Below are 21,149 nucleotides of genomic sequence, written 5' to 3'. Positions count from 1 at the left end.
CCCCGTGTCGCCGGGACGTTCCCTCAGGATGACGTCCATCGATCCGGCTTGCCGCAGCCTATAGCGACAAGCTCCAATCGCGACACCCCGCTCGGTGGTGCTAACCCCACCTCTGATCGACGTGCTCGCACCATCGAGCGGCGTCCCCATGATCCGTACCGTCGACATCAACGACCACCAGGAGGGGGCGAACGATGATGGACCACCTGATGCCGCTGATCTCCTCGCCGTGGCTCTATGTGATCGTCTTCGCCGCGGTGCTGGTGGACGGGTTCCTCCCGGTCATGCCGTCGGAGACCGTGGTGATCGGGCTCGGCGCGCTGTCGGTGAGCGGCCGGCCGAACCTCGTCGCGCTCGCGGCGGCCGTGGCGGCCGGCGGGATCGTGGGGGACCGGGTCTCGTACTGGCTGGGGCGCAAGGCCGGCGCCCGGATGGTCAACGGCAAGCTGGCAGTGGCGCGGGCCAAGGCGGAACGGGCGCTGATGCGGTACGGCGGCGTCGCGATCATCGCCGGGCGCTTCCTTCCGTACGGGCGCACGGCCTCGACGATGGCTTCCGGTTCGGTCGCCCTGCGGCGGTTCCGGGTGTTCAGCGCGCTGGCGAGCATGGCCTGGGCGGCGTACGCGATCGGACTGGGGCGGCTGGGCGGCGCCGCGTTCGCCGGTAAACCGCTGCTGGGTGTGGCCCTCGGCCTGGCGCTCGGGATGGTCCTGGCCGGTGTGCACACCGTCGTGGAGAAACGGCGCGGCCGCGATAATGCGTTGTGGCCGGCGGCGGAGATTTGCCATTCTGATCTCGGCCCGGCGGATTCAGAAGTACGCGCTTCCGCAGCGGATGCATTGGCGATCCAACCACGCTGATCCGCTGTCCTCCTGGCGACCGATCCTTCACATCGGAACCGCTACGGGCCGCCCTAATTCTTTCCAGAGAAATGCTAGGAAAATGTCCCACCATCACGAGGTGATCGTTCACAGCGGATTCCGTGGCCTGCGTTACACCGACGGCCGTTTCGACCGGGTGCTCGAGCCCGGCCGTTACGAGCTGCCCAAGCGGCGTTACCCGCGGCAGCGCATCCCGCGCGTCACCGTCGTCCCGGTCGACGTGCGCGAGCGGGAGCTCAACATCAAGGGCCAGGAGATCCTCACGGCCGACAAGGTCGCCGTCCGGGTCAACATCATCACCCATTTCCGGGTGGTCGACCCGACCGCGGCCGTCGAGCGGGTCGCCGACTACAACGACCGCATCTACAGCGACGTGCAGCTGGCCGCGCGCCGGTCGCTCGCGTCGATGACGCTCGAGGCCATCCTGACCAACCGCAACCAGCTCAGCGAGGACATCCTGCGCGACGTCGAGGGCGTTTCCGCGGGCTACGGCGTGCAGATCATCCGGGCCGACGTGAAGGACCTGGCCTTCCCGGGCAACCTTCAGGAGATCATGAACCGCGTCCTCACGGCGCAGCGCATGGCCGAGGCGCAGATGGTCGAGGCCCGCACCCGGGCCGAGCGCGACACGCTGGAGGCGAACTCGAAGGCGGCGGCCCAGCGGCTGGCCGCCGAGGCCGACGCGGAGGCCAAGCGGATCCGCGCCGACGCCGAGGTGGACGCGCTGCGCCGGCTCGCCGCGGCCGCCGAGGCGTACGCGGAGCACCCGGCCCTGCTGCGCCTGCGTGAGCTGGAGACGCTCGGCGCGCTCGGCGCCAACGCGGAGGCCCGCATCTACATCGGCTTCGACAAGCACGCCGAACGCCCCACCGGCGACTAGGTGGTGTTTCAAACCCGGCCAGGCGCGAGGCGCGGCCCGGGTTTGAACACCACCTAAGCCTTGGTGCCGGCGGCCACCCACATGGTCAACGTGGCCACCTCGCCGTTGCCGCACCCGGCGTCGAGCAGCTGCCCGGTCGTCTCCCACAGGGCCAGCCCGGCCGGCCGCACCCGGCGGATACCGCTCGCGCCGGCGGCGTTGGCGAGGTACTCACGGAGGTACTGCGGTTGCTCGGTGCTTCCGAACGATGAGAACGCGATCATATCGCCCTGCTACGTGCGTTCCGGGCCGATGTTCACCAGAGTGGTGGACATGACGACCGACCCGCGCGACGAGGCGCATCTGCGACGGTGTGTGGAACTGGCCCGAGAGGCGATGGCGGACGGTGACGGCCCGTTCGGTTCGGTGCTCGCCGGCCCGGACGGCGAGGTGCTGGCCGAGGACCGCAACCGCGAGACCAGCACGTCCGATCCGACCGCCCATCCCGAGTTCGCCCTGGCACAGTGGGCCGCCCGGCACCTGCCGCCGGAGACGCGGGCCGCCGCGACCGTCTACACCTCCGGTGAGCACTGCCCGATGTGCGCCGCGGCTCATGCGTGGGTCGGCCTCGGCCGGATCGTGTACGCCGCGTCGAGCGCCCAGCTGGCCGGTTGGCGTGCGGGCTGGGGGCTGCCGGCCGCTCCGGTGGCGGTCCTTCCGATCACGGCGATCGCCCCCGGCATCGTCACCGCCGGGCCGGTCCCGCCCTTCGACGAAGAGATGCGGCAGCTTCACGAACGGGCCGCCGGGTAGGTGCGGGCGGCTCGATAACATGGCCGGTCATGAACCCCTTCACGGCCGGAGAGGATGTCGAACGATCCGTACGCGAATGGGTGTTCGCCGAGCGGCTCCAGGAACTGGTCGCGATCTTCGGGGAGAGGATCCCGGCCACCGGCACGCGCGCGGCGCTCGCGTGGCTGGACGAGTTCTCCCTGCGCCGGTGGGATTTCCGGGGCGGCCGGGAACGCTCGGCCATGCGGCACCACGAGTTCACCTTCGCCGAGAGCGCGGCGATCATGGCGACGATGCCCGACCTGGGGCTCAGCGGCCGGATCACGCCGAGCCGGTCCTCGTACGACCGGATCCTCATCCTGGGTGGCGGCGCGCCGGCCTGCCTGACCAGGCCGGCCTATGCCGCGAGCCTGATCGCCGGTGGCCTGACCGCGGGCGGCGTCGCCGTGCTGGGCAGCGACCGGCCGCTACGCGAGCGAGAGGCGGCGTTCCTGGCGGAAGAACGAACGTTCTTTCCCCATGTGAACGGGGCAGCCGCGGTGACCGAGGCGGACGCCATCGAGCTCGGGGCGCGGGCGGCCTTCGGTGACGGGCTACCCATCGAGGTGGTGTGCGCCCAGCACCAAGCCGGGGGTGGCGGCCAGGGTGGTCGCGGTGCGGAGGGTGGTCGCGGTGCGGAGGGCGGGCGCGGCGGCCTGCGGAAAGGCCGCGCCAACACGGCCGACACCTATGTGGCGTGGCGTGCGGCCGACCCCGCCGACCTGGACAGTGTCCTCATCGTCACGACCGACATCTACGTGCCGTTTCAGCACTTCGACGCCGTACGCAAAATCGGTCTTGCTCTGGGGTGCTCGGTGGAGACCGTCGGCGTCCCGGCGGGATATGAGCTGCCGACCGGCTACCGGGTGCGGTTCACGCTCACGCATTACCTGCAGGAGGTGAGGTCGGCCATCCGGTCGCTGCGCCGCCTGCTGGCCGCGGTGGACGGCGACGTCGCGATGGCCGACTCGCGGTAGACGGGTGACCGGGGCGCCCGCCGCGCCCGGCTGAAGGGCCCCGCCGCGCCCGGCTGAAGGGCCCCGCCGCGGCCTGGCTGAAGGGCAGGGCGCGGCGACCGGGACAGGGCCGCTAGGCGACCGGGGCGGTTTGCAGGGCGTCGGCGAGGAGCTGGGCGTTCTTCTTGTCCGAGCGGGGAAACGTCAGCGAGATGCCGTCGCCTTGGTCGCCGAAGGCCAGGCGGAGCAGGCTGACGAAACCCATCTCCGCCTCGGCCAGCCGGACCTGGTGCCGGGGCAGCTCGCCGAGGCACTCCTTGCCGGGTCCGCCCATGAAGGTCTGCGGCAGGAAGAACACCCGCCGGTCGGTGACCACCGTGAACTGCTTCGAGCCGGCGGTGAGCAGGTGCGAGCCGAGCCCGCCCGCGGCGTCCAGGATCAGGCCCTGCTTGACGACGGTGCCCATCCGGCCGGCCGTGAACTTGCCGACCAGCGCCCGCGCGGCCGCTAGCGGCTTCTCGCCGGGCTGGAGGCGGTCTGCGAGGCGCTCGAAGGCGCGCTCCTGAAGCTTGAGATTCACGAGGACGAATGATAAGCGAGCCCCCGACGGCCGGGGAAGGCGTCCTCCCGGCTCACCGAGGGCTGAGGCGGGCGCGCACCTCCGCCGGGTCCAGGCCGTACTCGCGCGGGGTGCGCGGGTGCCGCCGCGGCCGGCGTGCCGCGGGGGCGGGCGCGACCTCCCCGGCGGCGTCGTCGAGCCCGCGCCAGATCTCCGCGGCCGTGCCGGACGGATCGTCGGCCAGCCGGTGGTGGTCGACATCGACGAAGCGGTCCGGATGCGCCGCGCGGACCGCACTCGACCGCTGTACCGCCAGCGCCCAGATGTCCAGCCACTCGGGGCCGATCATGGCCGGGTCGGACGGCTCGTTCTGCAGCAGCCGGATCGCCTCGACGAGCTGGCACCACGACGTCAGCGCGCGCACCGGATCGCGCCGGGTGTGCACGATGGTGGCGTCCGGGAACACCCGCAGCAGCGCGTCCAGGTGGTGCAGATGGAAGGGTGATTTGAGCACCCAGCGTTGTGCCGGCCGCCGCCACTGCAGAGCCTGCAGGTACCCGCGCAGGTGGCGGTAGTCGTCGTCCGCCGGCCGCGCCTCCCACCAGCGGCGATAGCCGGGCATCGGGGTCCGCGCGAGGTGCCCGAGGTGATGCGGCAGAGCAAAGAGACATTCCTCGGGTACGCCCGGAGCAAGCGGATGCAGATCCCGCAGCACCGGGACCGCCGCGTGGTAGAAGCGCGCCATGCACGTCACCGACCACCGGGCCCGCCGCCGGGCGATCGGGCCGCGTGCCAGCGGGTGCATCAGCTCCCACAGCAGTGGAGCTCGCGCCACGGGGTGCCTGGCCAGCAGACCGTGCAACAGGGTCGTGCCGGTCCGCGGCAGCCCGGTCACCACGATCGGACGGTCGACCGGCTGCGCGAAGACCTCGGGCGGCAGGCGCCTCAGCGCGTCCTCGTTGACGAGCCGGCGCCGCACCTCGGACCGCGCCCCGCACTGCCCGATGGGTGTCAGCGGCGCAGCCGTCAACGCGTCGTGCAGGACCCGCATACCGCCCGCGAAGTCGCCCGGGCCGGGTGGACCGTCGAGAGTCGGCGGCGTACCGGTGGCCCGCTCGTGCCGGCCACCGACGGCAGGAGCCAGCACGGCGTTGAGCGGCCGTACCCACCACGCGCGATGCACTGTCACCCGCGCATCATGGCCCGGTCTCGTGGGCGAGTGGCGGACCGTCGCCCGGGTCGAGCGGGTCAGGCGGGGACGGGGGCGGCTCCCTCGGCGAGCAGGCGGCCGAAGGAGTTGGCGAAGATCTGCAGGCCGGACAGGCCGGGCAGGGCGCTGATGCTGGCGTCCAACCGGCGGGCCTCGGCGGCGCCGGCGGGGCCGCTCATCAGCTGGCCGAAGACGTACACGACCTCCTCGTGCGGCATGATCGACGAGCCGACCGGGCGCCACACCTTGTCCAGCAGGAAGCGCGTGATGATCTGCGCCTTGCGGCTGTCGGCCAGGCGTTTGCGGGCCTGGGACACGTAGAAGGCGACGTGTTTGCTCTCCTGCTGGGCGATCCGGCGGAGCAGTTCGGCGAGCACCGGATCCGTTTCCAGCGCGGCCATCCGCTTGTACGCCGAGACGGCCGTGTACTCGTTGGCCGCACCCCAGCTCATGTGCACGGCGATGAAGTCCTTGCCGACCAGGCGGCTCAGCGTGGACTGGGTGGCCGGATCGAGGTAGTCGCGCCAGCCGAACTTGAGGCGGTTGGCCCGCAGCTCGTCGAAGCCGACCTCGATGTCGTGCATGCGCAGCACCGACGCCAGCGCCTCGCCGTGCCAGAACTCCTCGCGGTTCCACGTCACCATGAAACGGGCCACGTCGTCGTCGGTGTGCGACGGCGTCGTCAGCAGGTCGCGGGTGTAACAGATGGTGTGGTACTCCACGTCGGTCATGTAGCGCAGGGTGCGCAACGTGTCCGGCGGGAGGGGATTGTCGCGGAAGTGGTCGAAGTCGAGGTCGTCCCATCGCACGGCGCGGGAGCCGGCCGCGTATTCGTCGATGTCGAAGGCCATGGTCGAGACGCTACCTAACTGTCGATGCCGGTTGTCTATCGTTTCCGGAGTCTCGCGGCAATCCTGGCACCGATGCGTCTGGTGAGGCCCGGAATGGCCGCCACCTTTTTGCCGATCGCCTCGGCGCGGGCCCAGCCGTCGGTCGCGCCGAACACCGCCTCGTGGAACCGGCGGCGGTCACCGGGCGCGCGGCGCAGCGACCCGATCGGCCAGACGGCGTGCTTGAGCTCGCCACGCGCGACCCGCACCGCGCGCACCGAGGCGGTCAGCCGCCGGTGCGTCTCGGCGGCGAAGAACTCCTCGTGCCGGCGCTTGATCGCCGCGATGCGGTCGATCACCTTGCGGAGCGCGCCGTTGCCGGCCCGCTCGGCCAGCACCTGGTACGCGGCGCCGAGCACCCACTCGTCGATCAGCCCGGCGGCCATGTGCGCCCCGACGACGGCGTCCCGCTGACCGACGGCGATCACCGTGCGCCACAACGGACCGCGCCACGCCCGCCGCTCGCCCCACCGGCGCCGGGCGCGTTCCTCGGCCACCGCCCGGGCGCGCGGGTCGCCGTGCGCCTCCAGCACCGCGTCCAGCGCGTCCGCGATCCAGGACCGCTCGTACGCCCACGTCACCAGGAACGCGGTCACCCGGGCGTCCTTGTGTGTGGCCGTCATCAGCACGTCCCGGAAGTGCTCCATGGTCGCGCTCTCGACCCGGCCGATGAATCGCACCAGGTCACGGTCGGCGGGGTCGAGCGGTTCCGCGGCGAACGGCGCCAGGTCCAGTTCGTCGCGGAACGGGCCCTGCGCGTTCCGGGCGAAGGCACGCACGTCGAAGTCGGTTCGCTCCTGCACCTCAGTCACTGCCGGTTGCCTCCTTGCGGGCCAGGTCCAGCACGTGGGCGATGGGCAGGCCGGCGGCGGTCGCGGCGGCCTTCGCGTCGTCGTACTCGGGTTGCGCGGTTATCAGGTCGCGGCCGAGGTAACCACGCTTCACCCCGATCACTTGTCCGGCGACAGTGACCTTGACCTCGTCACGGCGAAGATGCAAGCGGCGCACGCCATGGATTCGGAGACCGAGGGTCGTCGTACTGGTGAAGATCAGGCGGCAGATCAGGTCCACCCGGGACGGCTCGGCCAGCACGGTGAGCACCTGACCCGGCCGGCCCTTGCGCATCAGCACGGGCGTACTCCAGGCGTCGGCCGCACCGACCGACCGCAGGCTCTCCAGCAGATCGGGCCAGACCCGCGGGTCGAGGTCGTCGATCGTCGCCTCGATCTGGCTGAGTTCGGCCGCCGACCAGTCGGCCTCGCCGGCCGCCGCAACGGTGGCCGCATCGGCCGTCGCCGCCCCGGCCGTGCCCGACGTGCCCGACGTGCCGGTCGTCGCCGTGCCTGACGTGCCGGCCGTCGCCGTGCCCGACGTGCCGGTCGTCGCCGTGCCCGACGTGCCGGTCGTCGCCGTGCCGACCAGGACCCGCACCACGTTCGGGTGGGTGTCCGGGTCGCGGGTTCCGGCGCCGATGCCGACCGCGCGGGTGGTCATGGCGGGCGGCGGTCCCCACGAGGTGGCCAGCGCGACCAGCAGCGCCGCGCCGGTCGGGGTGCAGAGCTCCATGGTCGCCGGATGCGCGGCCATCGGCGCCCCGGCGGCGGTCAGGATCTCCAGCACCGCGGGGGCGGGCAGCGGCATCCGGCCGTGCGCCGCCCGAGCCGTTCCGGAGCCGGCCGCGACCGGTCCCACCACCCGGACCGCGCCCTCGCCGAGCAGGCCGAGATCGTGCAGCGCGAGCGCGCAGCCGACCACGTCGGCGATCGCGTCGAGCGCGCCCACCTCGTGGAAGTGCACCTCGTCGATCGGGATGCCGTGCACGCGCGCCTCGGCCTCGGCCAGCCGGGTGAACGCCGCCACGGCGAGGTCGTGTGCGGGTGCGGGAAGCCCGGCCGCGGCGACGATGGCGAGCAGGTCGGGAAGCCCGCGGTGGGTCGACGTCTCGGGCGCCTCGACGTCCGCCTTGGTGGCGCGGAAGCCGTGCCGGCGTACCCCCGACGTGGTCAGCGTGATCGGCTCCACACGCAACGCGCTCAACCCGGCCCGGACCACCTCCTGGCTCGCGCCCGCGTCCAGCAGCGCGCCGAGCAGCATGTCGCCGGCGGCGCCGTTGGAGGGATCGATCCAGAGGAGGTTCATCGCGCGATCCGCCGGGCGATCCGGGCCGCGGCGACACCCGCCCCGAAACCGTTGTCGACGTTCACCGTGAGGATGCCGGGCGCGCAGCTGTTCATCATCGCCAGCCAGGCCGTCACGCCGTCCATGTTCCAGCCGTAGCCGACGCTGGTCGGCACCCCGATCAGCGTGACGCCGGTCAGCCCGCCGAGCACCGACGGCAGCGCGGCCTCCATGCCGGCCACCGCGACCACCACGTCGGCGGCGTCGATCCGGTCACGTTCGGCGAGCAGCCGGTGCAACCCGGCGACGCCGACGTCGACCACCATGTCGGGCGCCGAGCCGAACACCCGGACGGTCGCGGCGCACTCGGACATCACCGGCAGGTCGCCGGTGCCGGCGCCGACCACCGCGACCACCCCGACCGGCGTGGGCGGCGGCCCGAGCACCGCGGTCCGGGCCACCTCGTCGAGATCGGCGTCCGGGAGTTCGGCGCGGCACCGCTCCATCGCCTCGGCGGACAGCCGGGTGGCGAGCACCGCCCGATCGGGGTGCGCCCGGTGCAGTCCGGCCAGGGCGCCGACGATCTGCTCGGGCGTTTTGCCGGTCCCGAACACCACCTCGGGATCACCTGTCCGGGCGGCACGATCGACGTCCAGGCGCGCGAAACCGAGGTCGTCGATTGGTGACCGGGACACCCCCTGGTTAGCTTGAGCCATCGCTCCCCGTCTCGATCGGAGTCGTACCGTGGTCGTCTCGCCCGCAGTTTCCCCTGATGTGGACCGCATGCTCGGCGACATCGCCGGTTACGGCCGCACGCTGGTGGCTTTCTCCGGCGGCGTCGACTCTAGTGTCGTGGTGGCCGCCGCCGCCCGTGCTCTCGGCAGGGAGCGCGTGATCGCCGTCACCGCTGTGTCACCCGCTGTGCCCGCCGCCGAGGTGGAGTTCGCCGGAGAGTTCTGCGCGTCGCTCGGCGTCGAGCACCGCCTGCTGCGTACCGACGAGATGGCCGTGGCCGGCTATCGCGAGAACGGGCCCACCCGCTGTTACTTCTGCAAGAGCACGCTGCTCGACACGGTGGCCGAGCTCGCCGAGCACGAGCACTTCGACAGCATCGCCGTCGGCACCAACGCGTCCGACCTGGCGGCCGGCTTCCGTCCCGGCATCCGGGCTGCGGCCGAACGCGGGGTGCGGACGCCGCTGGCCGACGCGGGGCTGGACAAGGCCGCGGTCCGGGAGGTCGCCCGGGCATGGTCTCTCAACACGTGGGACAAACCGGCGGCTGCGTGCCTGTCCAGCCGGATCGCGTACGGACTGACCATCACCCCAGCCAGGCTGTCGCGCGTTGAAGAGGCGGAGCGCGAGTTGCGACGCGTTCTTACCCCGCACGGGGTACGGGACCTGCGCGTGCGTGATCTTGGCGATAGCGTGCGGGTCGAGGTAGATGCGAGGCTGGTCGGCCAGGCGCGGAGTGACGAGGAGGTACGGCGGACCGTCGAGCGGGCAGGCTTCGGCAGCACACCGATGGTGGTGGAGCCGTTCCGATCCGGTTCGATGAACGACATGCTCGCGGACCCCGACCGATGGCGTCATGCCTGAGGCCGAAGTCCGTCGATCTCGTCGCACGATGTGAGCTCACGCATCCTGTAACGTAATCGGCATTGCCGATGATCAACGTCTTAGCAGGCCCGTTCGGTTAGGTGGACATTGGGGACTATCGATCAGGCCGAGGGGCAGGAGCAGGACGGACACCTGCTGCTGACGGGGGCGACAGGCTTCCTCGGCCAGGCGACGTTGGAACGCATCCTGGCCAGTCATCCGCGGCTGCGCGTCACGCTCCTGGTGCGCGGCAGGACAGGCACGACCGCTCAGGAACGCGTCGACCGGCTGCTACGCCAGCCGGTCTTCTCGCGCTGGCGCGAAAGGGTCGGCGCGGAGGTGGCGGCCGCTGAGGTCGCCGCACGCGTCCGTGTCCTCGACGCCGACCTGGGCAACCGTGACCTGACCCTGCCCGACGACCTCACCGCGCTGGTGCACGGCGCCTCGACGGTGTCCTTCGACCCGCCGGTCGACGAGGCGTTCCGCACCAACGTGCAGGGCGTTCGCGACCTGTACGAGGCGGTGCTGCGCTCCGGTGGCAACCCGCACGTCGTGCACGTGTCGACGGCGTACGTCAACGGCGTGCATCACGGCCCGGTGCCGGAGATGTCGCTGCGCCACGACGTCGACTGGCAGTCCGAGCTCGCCGCCGCCGAGGCCGCGCGGGCGTTCAGCGAGGCCGACTCGCGACGTCCGGCCACCCTGCGCGGCCTGTTCGACGAGGCAAAGAAGGTGCACGGCAAGTCCGGGCCCCGGTCCACCGCCGTCGCCGCCGAGGCCCGCCGCCAGGAGTGGGTGGAGAAACAGCTGGTCGAGCACGGCCGGCTGCGCGCCAAGGTGGCCGGCTGGCACGACGTCTACACGTTCACCAAGGCGCTGGGGGAGCGGGTCGCCGAGACGCTGCTGACCGGCAGACGGCCGCTGACCGTGGTCCGCCCGGCGATCGTCGAGAGCGCGCTGCGCCACCCGTACCCGGGGTGGATCCAGGGCTTCAAGATGGCCGAGCCGCTGATCCTGGCGTACGGGCGCGGCCAGCTGACCGAGTTCCCCGGCCGCCCGGACGGCATCCTCGACGTGATCCCGGTCGACATGGTGGTCAGCGCGGTGCTCGCCGCGGCGCTGCGCCCGCCGGAACCGGAGAAGCCGCACTACCTGCACGTGAGCTCGGGCGACCGCAACCCGCTCACGTTCCGGGAGATGTACGAGCAGCTGCACCGGTTCTTCACCGACAACCCGATGACCGACGGCGGCTATGGCCACGTGACGCCGCCGACCTGGGAGTTCCCCGGTGCCACGCGAGCCGATCGGCTGCTGCGTACCGGTGAGAAGATCTTGGATCTGGCGCAGGACGCCCTGCTCCGCGGCCCGCACTCGGAACGCACCCGGCGCTGGCAGGACGACCTGACCCGCACCAGGGAGGACACCGACGCCCTGCGCAGGCTCTCCGACCTGTACGGCGACTACGTGCAGAACGAGGCCGTCTACCGCACCGACAAGCTGCTCGCGCTGCACCACAGCCTGACCGGCGACGAGGCGGCGACGGGCGGCTTCGACCCGGCGGACATCGACTGGGGCCACTACCTGCGCGAGGTGCACTTCCCGGCGGTCACCGGCAGTCGCCGCGGGCCGGACAAGCGACGCTCGCGCAGCCGCGGGCCGAAAGAGGTCAACCCGACCGGCGACAACCGCACGGTCGCGATCTTCGACCTCGAGGGCACGATCGTCAGCTCGAACCTGATCGAGACCTACCTGATGGCCAAGCTGAACGAGCTGCCCCGGGGCGAGTGGGCCGGCGAGATGGCCGACCTGCTCCGCCGGATGCCGCGCTACCTGAGCGCCGAGAGGCACGACCGGGGCGAGTTCATCCGCACGTTCATGCGCCGGTGGGAGGGCTTCGCCGAGGCCGACCTGCGCAAGATCGTGGCCGACAAGGTGGGCGACGCGCTGCTGCGCCGGGCCCACCCGCAGGCGATCCGCCGGATCCGGCAGCACCGCAAGGCCGGGCACCGCACGGTGCTGATCACCGGGACGCTGGACATGCTGGTCGAGCCGATCGCGCCGCTGTTCGACGAGACGGTGACCTGCCGGCTGCACGTCCGCGACGGGATCTGCACCGGGTTCCTCGACCGGCCTCCGCTGGTCGGCGAGGCCCGGGCGGCCTGGCTGGTGCAGTACGCCGAGGCAGCCCAGCTGGATCTGGCGTCGTCGTACGCGTACGGCGACAGTTATTCCGACCGTCCGCTCCTGGAGGCGGTCGGCAACCCGGTCGCGGTCAACCCGGACACGCGCCTCTACCGGCACGCCACCCGCAAGCGCTGGGCGGTGGCCGACTGGACGGCGCACACGATGAGCGCGGTCGACTCGATGGTGGAGACGGTCTGGTGAAGCAAGTCGCCCTGGAGTACCACCGGTCGGTCGGCCGCTACCTCGCCGGCCGGGCGATCACCGGCACCCGGCTGGGCGGCCGGGCCGCCGGGTCGGTGGCCGCCGGACTGGCCCCGCTGCGTGTCGTGCAGCGGCCCGACCCGACTCTGCCCGCCTCCGGCTGGACCCGGGTCCGCCCGCTGCTCTCCGGCATCTGCGGCTCCGACCTGGGCCTGCTCACCGGCCGGAACTCGCCGTACCTGGCGTCGCTGGTCTCGATGCCGTTCGTGCCCGGTCACGAGGTGGTCGGCGAGACCCTGGACGAGCTGGACGGCCTGCCCCGCGGCAGCCGGGTGGTGCTCGACTCGGTGCTCGGCTGCGTCACCCGTGGGCTGACACCGTGCGCGAGCTGCGCCGCCGGCAAGCACGGCCGCTGCGACAACATCACCACCGGCCACCTGGCGCCCGGCATTCAGACCGGCTACTGCGCGGACACCGGCGGTGGCTGGAGCCGGCAGTTCGTCGCCCACCGCACCCAGCTGCACGCGGTGCCGGACGAGCTGACCGACGAGGCCGCCGTGCTGGTCGAGCCGTTGGCCTGCGCGATCCACGCGGTCCGGCGGGCGGACGTGCCGACCGACGCGACCGTACTGGTGATCGGGGCCGGCACCGTCGGCCTGCTGACCGTGCTCGCGCTGCGCGCCTTCACCAAAGCCGGGCCGATCATGGTCATCGCCAAGCACGCACGGCAGCGCGAGCGGGCCCGCGAGCTCGGCGCCACCGAGGTGATCGGCTCCGATCGGGCCCTGCGGACGCTGCGCCGCAAGACCGGCGGCTTCGTGGTGAAACCGGAGATCGGCGAGGAGTTCCTGCTGGGCGGTGCCGACGTGTCGTTCGACTGCACCTCCGGCTCCGGGCTGACCACGGCGACCCGGGCGACGAAAGCCGGTGGCACGGTCGTGATGGCCGGCATGCCGAACACCGATGTCGATCTGACCCCGGTGTGGTTCCGGGAGCTGACCATCGTCGGCGGCTACGCCTCCAGCGGCGAGGACTTCCCGGATGCGATCAGTTTGGCGCAGGATGCTCCGCTGGGTGGATATGTCGACGCGGTGTACTCGCTGCGCCGGTGGTCCGAGGCCATCCAGCACGCGACATCAGCCGGACGGCTGGGTTCCATGAAGGTCGTCTTCAACCCGAGACTGGACTGAGGAGCGACCATGAACAACGAAGTAGCAGAAGAGGGAGACCGATGAGCCGGCCCGGGTTCGTGCTCGAGGTGGACGAGCGTACGCCCGCATTGCTGATGCACCAGGGCGAGGGCTTCCGCCTGGAGAAGCTGCCGATGGGCAGCCGTGTGATCTATCCGCCGGAGTCACTGCCCGGCCTGCGCGACGTGGACGAGGAGATCCGCAAGGCCCTCGCCGCCCCGGTCGGGCGCCCGCCGCTGTCCGAGCTTCTGTACGCCGGCATGCGCCTGACGATCGTCTTCGACGACCTGTCGCTGCCGCTGCCGCAGATGCAGACCCCGGACATCCGGCAGCGGGTCATCGAGCACGTGCTCGAGGCGGCCGCGGCCAAGGGCGTCGACGACGTCGAGCTCATCGCCGGCAACGCCCTGCACCGGCGGATGACCCCGGCCGAGCTCAAGCGCACCGTCGGCGACCGGGTCTACCGCTCGTTCTTCCCGCACCACCTGAAGAACCACGACGCCGAGGACAAGGAAAACCTCAAGGAGATCGGGCACACCCGGCACGGCGAGGTCGTCGAGATCAACCGCCGGGCCGCGGAGAGCGACCTGATCGTGTACGTCAACATCACGCTCACCCCGATGAGTGGCGGCCCCAAGTCGGTGTCCGTCGGCCTGGCGTCGTACCGCAGCCTCAAGCATCACCACAACGTGCAGACGCTGCGGAACTCGAAGTCGTTCAACGACCCGCCGAACAGCGCGATGCACCACTCGTACAACCGCATGGCCGCGCTGCTGGCCGAGAACGTCAACGTCTTCCAGATCGAGACGACGGTCAACAACGACATGTTCCCCAAGCAGATGGACTTCCTGAACAAGCGGGAATGGGAGTGGAACCTCAAGGACCAGGCCGCGTTCCTGGCCGTCCGCCGGGCCAACGAGCTGGTGCCCCCGGCCAAGCGCCGGCAGATCTGGCACCGCACCGCCGCGCCGTACGGCATCACCGGGGTGAACGCCGGCGCGCCTGAGGACGTGCACCCGATCACCCTGAAGAACGTGCTGCGCCAGCAGCTCACCGAGGTGAACGGGCCGTCCGACATCGGCATCTGGGGCCTGCCGTACATCTGCCCTTACAACGTCAACTCGATCATGAACCCGATCCTGGTGATGAGCCTCAGCCTCGGCTACCTCTTCAACATGTACCAGAATCAGCCGATCGTCCGGCCGGGCGGCGTGGCGATCTTCTACCACCCGGTGCCCAACGAGTTCCACTCGGTGCACCACCCCAGCTACATCGACTTCTTCGAAGAGGTGCTGGCCGAGACCACCGACCCGGTGGCCATCGAGACCAAGTTCGAGGAGCAGTTCGCCACCGACCCGTGGTACATCCACCTGTACCGGAACAGCTACGCCTACCACGGCGTGCACCCGCTCTACATGTGGTACTGGGGTGCTCACGCGCTGGAGCACCTGGGCGACGTGATCTTCGTCGGCGGCGACCGCAAGACCACCGAGCGGATGGGCTTCCGGTCCGCGTCCACGCTGCAGGACGCGCTGGAGATGGCCCGCGAGCGGGTCGGCAGCAGCCCGACGATCACCTACCAGCACACGCCGCCGATCGCGATGGCGGACGTGCGATGAAGAGGCGGTGGTTCGCCGGGCTCCGCGACGACTGGCGGATGGTGCGGCAGGCGCGGGACATCCAGGGGCAGACGCGTACGCCCCGGACCGCGCAGCCGCACGAGCTCGTGCACCGGCCGAGCCCGTTCGGCACCAACTGGGCGCGCACGCCGGGGGTCCAGGCGGCCCGGCAGGTGATCCAGACCGGGCTGCTCAAGCCGGTCACCTGGAACACCGTCAAGCCGGACGTCGAGGGCCTGGACCACCTGGACAACCTGGACGGCCCGGTGGTCATCGTGGCCAACCACTCCAGCCACCTGGACGCCCCGCTGATCATCGGCTCGCTGCCGTGGCGGCTGCGGCGCCGGCTGGCGGTCGGCGCTGCCGCGGACTACTTCTTCGACAAGAAGTGGGCCGCGGTCATCACGGCGCTGGTGTTCAACGCGTTCCCGATCGAACGCCGCGGCTCCGACCGCCGCCGCAGCCTGGCGCCGCAGCTGCTGGCCGACAACTGGAACCTGCTGCTCTTCCCCGAGGGCACCCGCAGCGAGGACGGCTGGATGACGCCGCCCCGGCTGGGTCCGGCACACCTGTGCGTCCAGCGCCGGGTGCCGATGGTCCCGGTCGTGCTCCGCGGCACGTTCGCGGCGATGCCCCGGGACCGCAACTGGCGTCCCGGCCAGCACCGGGTCGTGGTCCGCTACGGCAAGCCGATCCACCCGGAGCCGAACGAGGGCGCCCGCGCGCTGCACGCCCGGATGATGAACGCGCTGGCCCGGCTCTGGGCGGAGGACGAGCTCGGCTGGTACGGCTCGCTGCGCGCCCAGGCCAAGGGCGAGCTGTCCCTGCCGACCGGCCCGCTGGAGATCACCGCGGCCGAGTCGGAGTCCGAGTCCGGCGCCGGCTCGACGGACGGACGGCCGAGGCCGGTCGTCCCGTCCGGTTCGTGGCGCCGTGTCTGGGAGGCCAGCCGCCCGATGCCGCCCAAGCGGAAGGACTGACGCCGAACGGGCATCAGGTGAGAATGGGCGACCACTCCCGGACGGCCGCGATGGTGACGCCCTCGGTGCGGAAGTAGGGGTCGGCGGCGATCACGTCGTCGACCGTCTCACGGTCCGGCGCGTCCAGCACGATGAGCGCGCCACTGTCGTCGGCGAACGGCCCGGCCGTCTTGACGACGCCCTGCTCGTGCAACTGGGTCAGGAGCACGCGATGCGCCGGCCGGGCCGCCAGCCGTTCCGCGGCCGGCGTGAAGCTCAACTCGATGATCCACATGCGAGCACGCTACCGCTCGTCGTCCCAGGCGGCCGCGCTGATCCGCCAGCCCGCGCCGGTGCGCACGAGCTGGAGGGACTTCATGCCGCGGCCACCGGTCTTGCCGTAGGCGCAGAAGTGCTGGGCGATGTCGCCGTAGAGGTCGGTGTGGCCGTCCTCCGCCCACTCGCGGAAGTCGGTGAGCGTGCCGTCGGTCAGCAGGGCCTGGCGCGGGGCGATGAACGACTCCACGTCGTAGACGGCCGGCTCGCCGCCGCAGGTGCGGATGATGATCGCCTCGGGCAGGAAGAGGGCCCGCAAGGCGGCCATGCGCTCGGCGACGCCGTCATCGGTGGAGAACGCGGCGAAGAAGACCCGCACGATCTCGGCGATCTCGTCGCGGTCGGTGGTCACGCGCGCGGCCGGGGGAGATGGTCGAGGGGGAGCGCGGCGCGGCTCTTCACCGTACGGATGGCGAAGGTGCGCCGGGCGTCCACCACCGGCGGGATGGCCAGGATCTGTTCCAGTCGAGGATGGCACGATCTGTCGTGTCGAAGGCGATCACCGCAACATTATTGCGCCGTTGCCCCCGAGGACGCCCAGCTTTGCCATCGTGTGCGGCGATGATCTCGCGATGATTGCGTCATGTCCCTCACCGCCACCCGCGGCGTCGGCGGTTACGCGCGGCAGGGACTCGGTGGGCGCCTGGCAGCCCGGCTCGCCCCGCGTCACGCGCGAGCGGCGGCAGTGACGGTGAGTGGGCAGCTCGGGGCGGCTGTCCGGCCGCTGTCGACGATGTATCGATCAATGCCGGACAATGTCGCCGACACATGGGGGTGTGATGGGGCGCAAGGAACGTCCGGTCGATCCGGCCGAGGGGCCACTGCAGCGTTTCGCATGGGAACTGCGGCAGCTGCGCGAGGCGGCCGGGCGGCCGACCTATCGATCGCTCGCCGCGAAGGTGCACTACTCGGCGTCGATGCTGGCCGAGGCGGCGGGTGGGCGCGAGATGCCGACGCTGGCGGTGACCCTGGCGTACGTCCGCGGCTGCGACGGTGACGTCGAGGAGTGGCAGCGACGCTGGAAGGAGCTCACCCCCGACGACATCCCGGTGTCCGGGGAGTCGCCCTACCAGGGACTGTCCACCTTCGAGGCCGCCGACGCCGACCGGTTCTTCGGGCGCGCGGACCTGACCGCCGAGCTCGTCGCGCGGATGGCCGAGGCGCCTCTGCTCGCGGTCTTCGGCGCCTCCGGCAGCGGCAAGTCGTCGCTGCTCCGGGCCGGGCTGGTGCCGGCCTGGGAGGGGCCGAGCGTCGTGTTCACCCCGGGCGCCGAGCCGCTGAAGGAGCTCGCCGCCGCGCTACCGGCGGAGCCGGACGACGTCCTCCTGGTCGTGGACCAGTTCGAGGAGGTCTTCACGCTGTGCCGCGACGAGGACGAGCGCACGCGGTTCATCGACTCCCTGCTGGACCTCGCCGGCCCGGCCCGGCTCGTCCTCGGCGTGCGGGCCGACTTCTACGCCCACTGCGCCTCGCACGCCCGGCTGGTCGCCGCGTTGCGTGACCGGCAGCTGCTGGTCGGCCCGATGAGCGACACCGACCTGCGGGCCGTGATCACCGGACCGGCGCAGCAGGCCGGCTGCAAGGCGGAACCGGCGCTGGTCGAGGCGATCGTGACCGACGCGGCCGGTCAGGCGGGAGCGCTGCCGCTGGTCTCGCACGCCCTGCTGGAGACGTGGCACCGCAAACAGGGCAGCACTCTCACCCTGGACGGTTACCGGGCGGCCGGCGGTGTGGCGGATGCGATCGCGCAAACCGCCGAACGCGCGTACGCCAGATTGGACGGTGCGAAGCAGAAGCTCGCCGAGCAGGTCTTCCTACGGCTGACCGCCCTCGGCGACGGCACCGAGGACACCCGCCGGCGGGTCGCCCAGGCCGAGCTGCCGGACGGACCCGAGGCCCGCGACGTGCTCGCCGGCCTCACCGCCGCCCGCCTGATCACCTACGACCACGACACGGTGACGGTCGCCCACGAGGCGCTGATCCGGTCCTGGCCGCGGCTGCGCGGCTGGCTGACCGCCGACCGCGAGCTGCTCCGTGAGCACCGCCGGCTGACCGAGGCCACCGGCGAATGGGAGCAGCACGGCCGCGACGAGGCGTTCCTCTACCGCGGGAAGCGGCTGGCGCCCTGGGACGGCCGGCCGTCCGACCACCTCAACCCGGCCGAGCTGGCCTTCCTCGCGGCCGGACGGCACCGCGAGCAGCGTGAGCTGAACGTGGCGCGGCGGCGTACCCGGCGGACGGTGTCGCTGCTCAGCGCGGCGGTCGTCGTGGTCACCGCGCTCGGCGTGGTCAGCGCGGTGCAGGCCCGGCGGGCGGCCGGGGAGCGCGACGTCGCCTATGCCAACCAGCTCGCCGCGGACGCCCGCGAGCAGCTGTCGCTCAAACCCGACCTGTCGCTGCTGCTGGCCCGCCGGGCGATGACGATCCGGAGTACGCCCGCCGCCGAGAGCGCCCTGCGCCAAGCCGCCGCCGACTCCCGGGTCCGGGCCATGGCCGCCTCCGGGCAGGGCCAGGTCTTCGGGGTGAGCTACGACGGCACCGGCAAGGCGATTGCGACCAGCCACGACAACGGCACCGTCCAGGTGTGGCGACAGGGCGCCGACGGCGCCGCGATGGGACCGCCGCGCGTGCTCCGCGGGCACAAGGGCGAGGTGTGGAGCCCGGCGTTCAGCGCGGACGGGCGCATGCTCGCCGCCGCCGGCATCGACGGCACGGTCACGGTGTGGGACGTCTACGGGAGCGACAAGCCACGGATCCTGAGCGGGCACGACGCTCGCGTGTGGACTGTGGCGTTCAGCCCCGACGGACGCAGCCTGGCGAGCACCGGCGACGACGACGCGGTGCACATCTGGGATCCGGCGACCGGCGCCGAGCGGGCCGTGCTTCCGATGAGCGGGGGCGTGGCCAAGGGTGGCGGGTGGCAGATCGGCGTCGCGTACAGCGCCGACGGGCGCTTCCTGGCCGCCGGCGGCGGTGACGGGCTGGTCCGCGTCTGGAACGCGGCGGGCACCGGGAAACCGCGGGAGCTGCGCGGCCACACCGGTTCGGTGGAGAGCATGGCGTTCAGCCGGGACGGCCGCACCCTGGTCACCGGCAGCATCGACGGCACCGCCCGGGTGTGGCCGATCGGCCGGTCCGGATCCCCGGTGGTGCTGCGCGGGCAGAACGGCGGCACGGTCGAGACGGTCTCGATCAACCCGACCGGTGACCGGGTCGCCGCCGGCGGCAGTGACGGCACGATCCGGGTGTTCAACACCGACAGTGACACCGACCCGCTGCTGCTGCCCGGGCACGACGGGCCGGTCTGGAGCGTCACCTTCAGCCCCGACGGGCGGCACCTGCTCAGCGGCAGCGGCGACGGCACCATGCGGGTCTGGGACGCCACCTATCCGGGCGACGCGCACCTGCGGCGCGGCCACGCCGGCGCGGTGTGGACGACCGTGCTCGCCCCGGACGGGCGGAAGGTGGTCACCGGCGGCGACGACGGCACGGTGCGCATCTGGCCGGTCGCCGGCGGCGAGGCGCAGGTTTTTAAGGGTGAGATCGGCGCGATCCAGGGCGTGGCGATGAGCCCCGACGGCGCCCGGGTGGCGGCCGGGGGTGACCGTCTCCAGGTCTGGGACATCGCCACCGGCCGGACGCTCGCCCTGAGCGACGACAGCGCCTTCGACGTGGCCTTCCTGCCCGACGGCCGGGTGGTCAGCGTCGGCGACGACGGCCAGGTCCGGGTGTGGGACGCGACCACGCGCAAGTCCACCGTCCTGCCCGGACCCGCCGGCTCGACGCGGTCGGTGGCCGCCTCCTCCGACGGCCGCCACGTCGCCGCCGCGGGCCGTGACAGCACCGTACGGATCTGGGACGTGACCGGCGACGCTCCCGCCACCGTCCTGCGCGGCCACGAGGGCGGCCTGGTGTGGCGGGTCGTCTTCAGCCCCGACGGCCGGTACCTGGCCAGCGGCGGCAGCGACGGCAAGATCATTATCCGGGACGTGACCGGCGCCCGGCCGCCGGTCGTGCTGCGCGGCCACCGGGGCAGCGTGTGGGGCCTGTCCTACAGCCCCGACGGCCGGATGCTGGCCAGCAGCGGCGCCGACGGCGGCATGCGCATCTGGCGCCTCGACCAGCCGTCGACCGCGACCGTCCTGCGCGGCTTCGGCAGTCCCGTGGAGGGCGTCGCCCTCGGACCGGACGGCTACACCACCGTCCACGACGACGGCACGGTGCGCCTGTCCCGCTGCGACGTGTGCGCCCCGATCGACCGCATCGAGGAACTCGCCGAGCGCCTCACCACCCGCGACCTCACCGCCGACGAGAGGAAAAACTACCTGACCTCCTGAGGTCGTTCCTGTGCCTCGAAAAGCGCGTCGCCGTGGCGGATGATCCAGTCGGCGAGGGCGCGCATCGGCCCGTCGGCGAAGGTCCGGCCGAGGGATGTCAGCGTGTAGTCGACGCGTGGAGGCGCCTCGGCGTAAGACCTCCGTTCGGCCAGGCCGTTGGAGACGAGCCGGTGGAGCGCCTCGGTGAGTGCCTTGTCGCTGATGCCGCCGATGCTCGCCCGGAGCGCGCGGCGCCGTTGCGGGCCGGACGTCAGCGCGGCCAGAACCACCGGATCCCACACGTGCGCGAACAGCTCCGTGCCCATCCGCAGCCGGCAGTCCGCCACGAAACTCTGGCAGTCGCCGTCCGAATCGCGAGACATGCGGTCATCGTGCCACGGCCGATGCGCACCGGGTGGTGTGCGTCGGACTTCCTAGGGTCGA

At 71.9% G+C, this 21,149-nt stretch carries 20 protein-coding genes; 10 read left to right on the top strand and 10 right to left on the bottom strand.

Features of this window, described 5'->3' with window-relative positions:
- The first annotated feature begins 194 nt into the window (after positions 1–194).
- Positions 195–860: a DedA family protein gene (locus tag QSK31_RS23900; RefSeq protein ID WP_285686530.1), complete on the top strand. Its 666-nt coding sequence runs from the start codon at positions 195–197 to the stop codon at positions 858–860.
- 100 nt (positions 861–960) lie between these two features.
- On the top strand, positions 961–1,761 hold the full coding sequence (locus QSK31_RS23895) for a slipin family protein (protein WP_285686529.1): 801 nt from the start codon (positions 961–963) through the stop codon (positions 1,759–1,761).
- Positions 1,762–1,814: 53 nt separating this feature from the next.
- On the opposite strand, the gene QSK31_RS23890 is transcribed toward QSK31_RS23895, so the two are convergent.
- Positions 1,815–2,024, bottom strand: a complete 210-nt coding sequence (locus QSK31_RS23890; RefSeq protein WP_285686528.1) for a hypothetical protein — start codon at positions 2,022–2,024, stop codon at positions 1,815–1,817.
- A gap of 49 nt (positions 2,025–2,073) precedes the next feature.
- On the opposite strand from QSK31_RS23890, the gene QSK31_RS23885 reads away from it, so the two are divergent.
- On the top strand, positions 2,074–2,553 hold the full coding sequence (locus QSK31_RS23885) for a nucleoside deaminase (RefSeq protein WP_285686527.1): 480 nt from the start codon (positions 2,074–2,076) through the stop codon (positions 2,551–2,553).
- Between the two features lie 29 nt (positions 2,554–2,582).
- Entirely contained in the window at positions 2,583–3,548 is a 966-nt protein-coding gene (locus QSK31_RS23880) for a hypothetical protein (protein WP_285686526.1), read from the top strand.
- Between the two features lie 112 nt (positions 3,549–3,660).
- Here QSK31_RS23880 and QSK31_RS23875 read toward each other — a convergent pair whose 3' ends face one another.
- Genes QSK31_RS23875 through larB form a run of 6 tightly spaced genes read right to left on the bottom strand, consistent with a single transcriptional unit; the run spans position 3,661 to position 8,999 of the window.
- Positions 3,661–4,107 carry a hypothetical protein gene (locus tag QSK31_RS23875; protein WP_285686525.1) on the bottom strand — a complete coding sequence of 149 codons (447 nt, stop codon included), beginning with the start codon at positions 4,105–4,107 and terminating at the stop codon, positions 3,661–3,663.
- A 52-nt stretch (positions 4,108–4,159) separates the two neighbouring features.
- Entirely contained in the window at positions 4,160–5,275 is a 1,116-nt protein-coding gene (locus QSK31_RS23870) for a sulfotransferase family protein (protein ID WP_285686524.1), read from the bottom strand.
- Positions 5,276–5,334: 59 nt separating this feature from the next.
- Positions 5,335–6,147, bottom strand: coding sequence for a ferritin family protein (locus tag QSK31_RS23865; protein WP_285686523.1), 813 nt, complete (start codon positions 6,145–6,147; stop codon positions 5,335–5,337).
- 35 nt (positions 6,148–6,182) lie between these two features.
- Positions 6,183–6,998, bottom strand: a complete 816-nt coding sequence (locus QSK31_RS23860) for a hypothetical protein (protein WP_285686522.1) — start codon at positions 6,996–6,998, stop codon at positions 6,183–6,185.
- Positions 6,991–8,325 (bottom strand): nickel pincer cofactor biosynthesis protein LarC, encoded by a 1,335-nt coding sequence (gene larC / locus QSK31_RS23855; protein WP_285686521.1) that lies wholly within the window; start codon positions 8,323–8,325, stop codon positions 6,991–6,993. The genes QSK31_RS23860 and larC overlap by 8 nt, the downstream gene beginning before the upstream one ends.
- Positions 8,322–8,999: a nickel pincer cofactor biosynthesis protein LarB gene (gene larB, locus QSK31_RS23850; protein WP_285686520.1), complete on the bottom strand. Its 678-nt coding sequence runs from the start codon at positions 8,997–8,999 to the stop codon at positions 8,322–8,324. Before larB ends, larC begins: the two co-directional genes overlap by 4 nt.
- Positions 9,000–9,087: 88 nt before the next feature.
- Between larB and larE the strand changes: the two genes are divergently transcribed.
- The 5 genes from larE to QSK31_RS23825 all read left to right on the top strand — a co-directional run bounded on the left by larE (position 9,088) and on the right by QSK31_RS23825 (position 16,074).
- Positions 9,088–9,900, top strand: coding sequence for an ATP-dependent sacrificial sulfur transferase LarE (larE, locus tag QSK31_RS23845; RefSeq protein ID WP_285686519.1), 813 nt, complete (start codon positions 9,088–9,090; stop codon positions 9,898–9,900).
- Positions 9,901–10,008: 108 nt separating this feature from the next.
- A complete protein-coding gene (locus QSK31_RS23840) occupies positions 10,009–12,285 on the top strand; it encodes an HAD-IB family hydrolase (RefSeq protein WP_285686518.1) in 2,277 nt (758 codons plus the stop codon).
- Positions 12,282–13,475: a zinc-dependent alcohol dehydrogenase gene (locus tag QSK31_RS23835; protein WP_285686517.1), complete on the top strand. Its 1,194-nt coding sequence runs from the start codon at positions 12,282–12,284 to the stop codon at positions 13,473–13,475. Before QSK31_RS23840 ends, QSK31_RS23835 begins: the two co-directional genes overlap by 4 nt.
- A 41-nt stretch (positions 13,476–13,516) precedes the next feature.
- Positions 13,517–15,094, top strand: coding sequence for an NPN-dependent hydroxyacid isomerase, LarAH14/15/16 family (gene larAH / locus QSK31_RS23830; protein ID WP_285686516.1), 1,578 nt, complete (start codon positions 13,517–13,519; stop codon positions 15,092–15,094).
- On the top strand, positions 15,091–16,074 hold the full coding sequence (locus tag QSK31_RS23825) for a lysophospholipid acyltransferase family protein (protein ID WP_285686515.1): 984 nt from the start codon (positions 15,091–15,093) through the stop codon (positions 16,072–16,074). The genes larAH and QSK31_RS23825 overlap by 4 nt, the downstream gene beginning before the upstream one ends.
- Before the next feature lie 13 nt (positions 16,075–16,087).
- On the opposite strand, the gene QSK31_RS23820 is transcribed toward QSK31_RS23825, so the two are convergent.
- Together QSK31_RS23820 and QSK31_RS23815 are read right to left on the bottom strand one after the other, a co-directional pair.
- Complete coding sequence (locus tag QSK31_RS23820) at positions 16,088–16,348, bottom strand: YciI family protein (protein WP_285686514.1); 261 nt, start codon at positions 16,346–16,348, stop codon at positions 16,088–16,090.
- Between the two features lie 9 nt (positions 16,349–16,357).
- Positions 16,358–16,741, bottom strand: a complete 384-nt coding sequence (locus QSK31_RS23815) for a DUF4440 domain-containing protein (protein WP_285686513.1) — start codon at positions 16,739–16,741, stop codon at positions 16,358–16,360.
- A gap of 427 nt (positions 16,742–17,168) precedes the next feature.
- On the opposite strand from QSK31_RS23815, the gene QSK31_RS23810 reads away from it, so the two are divergent.
- Positions 17,169–20,726 carry an nSTAND1 domain-containing NTPase gene (locus tag QSK31_RS23810; protein WP_285686512.1) on the top strand — a complete coding sequence of 1,186 codons (3,558 nt, stop codon included), beginning with the start codon at positions 17,169–17,171 and terminating at the stop codon, positions 20,724–20,726.
- Here the strand turns inward: QSK31_RS23810 and QSK31_RS23805 are convergent.
- Positions 20,711–21,088: a winged helix-turn-helix transcriptional regulator gene (locus QSK31_RS23805; protein ID WP_285686511.1), complete on the bottom strand. Its 378-nt coding sequence runs from the start codon at positions 21,086–21,088 to the stop codon at positions 20,711–20,713. The two genes, QSK31_RS23810 and QSK31_RS23805, sit on opposite strands and share 16 nt — an antisense overlap.
- Between the last annotated feature and the right edge of the window lie 61 nt (positions 21,089–21,149).

Origin of the sequence: Actinoplanes sp. NBRC 103695, assembly GCF_030269485.1 — a bacterium.
Taxonomy (GTDB): Bacteria; Actinomycetota; Actinomycetes; order Mycobacteriales; family Micromonosporaceae; genus Actinoplanes.
Note: the sequence above shows the minus strand (reverse complement) of the source record. Positions and strands in the feature narration are given on the sequence as shown.

Bases quoted from the DNA above. Each gene is read 5' to 3' on its own strand.
- QSK31_RS23900 (WP_285686530.1), top strand. From the start codon at position 195: ATGATGGACCACCTGATGCCGCTGATCTCCTCGCCGTGGCTCTATGTG.
- QSK31_RS23890 (WP_285686528.1), bottom strand. From the start codon at position 2,024: ATGATCGCGTTCTCATCGTTCGGAAGCACCGAGCAACCGCAGTACCTC.
- QSK31_RS23885 (WP_285686527.1), top strand. From the start codon at position 2,074: ATGACGACCGACCCGCGCGACGAGGCGCATCTGCGACGGTGTGTGGAA.
- QSK31_RS23880 (WP_285686526.1), top strand. From the start codon at position 2,583: ATGAACCCCTTCACGGCCGGAGAGGATGTCGAACGATCCGTACGCGAA.
- QSK31_RS23865 (WP_285686523.1), bottom strand. From the start codon at position 6,147: ATGGCCTTCGACATCGACGAATACGCGGCCGGCTCCCGCGCCGTGCGA.
- larC (WP_285686521.1), bottom strand. From the start codon at position 8,325: ATGAACCTCCTCTGGATCGATCCCTCCAACGGCGCCGCCGGCGACATG.
- larE (WP_285686519.1), top strand. From the start codon at position 9,088: ATGCTCGGCGACATCGCCGGTTACGGCCGCACGCTGGTGGCTTTCTCC.
- larAH (WP_285686516.1), top strand. From the start codon at position 13,517: ATGAGCCGGCCCGGGTTCGTGCTCGAGGTGGACGAGCGTACGCCCGCA.
- QSK31_RS23825 (WP_285686515.1), top strand. From the start codon at position 15,091: ATGAAGAGGCGGTGGTTCGCCGGGCTCCGCGACGACTGGCGGATGGTG.
- QSK31_RS23820 (WP_285686514.1), bottom strand. From the start codon at position 16,348: ATGTGGATCATCGAGTTGAGCTTCACGCCGGCCGCGGAACGGCTGGCG.
- QSK31_RS23810 (WP_285686512.1), top strand. From the start codon at position 17,169: ATGGGGCGCAAGGAACGTCCGGTCGATCCGGCCGAGGGGCCACTGCAG.
- QSK31_RS23805 (WP_285686511.1), bottom strand. From the start codon at position 21,088: ATGTCTCGCGATTCGGACGGCGACTGCCAGAGTTTCGTGGCGGACTGC.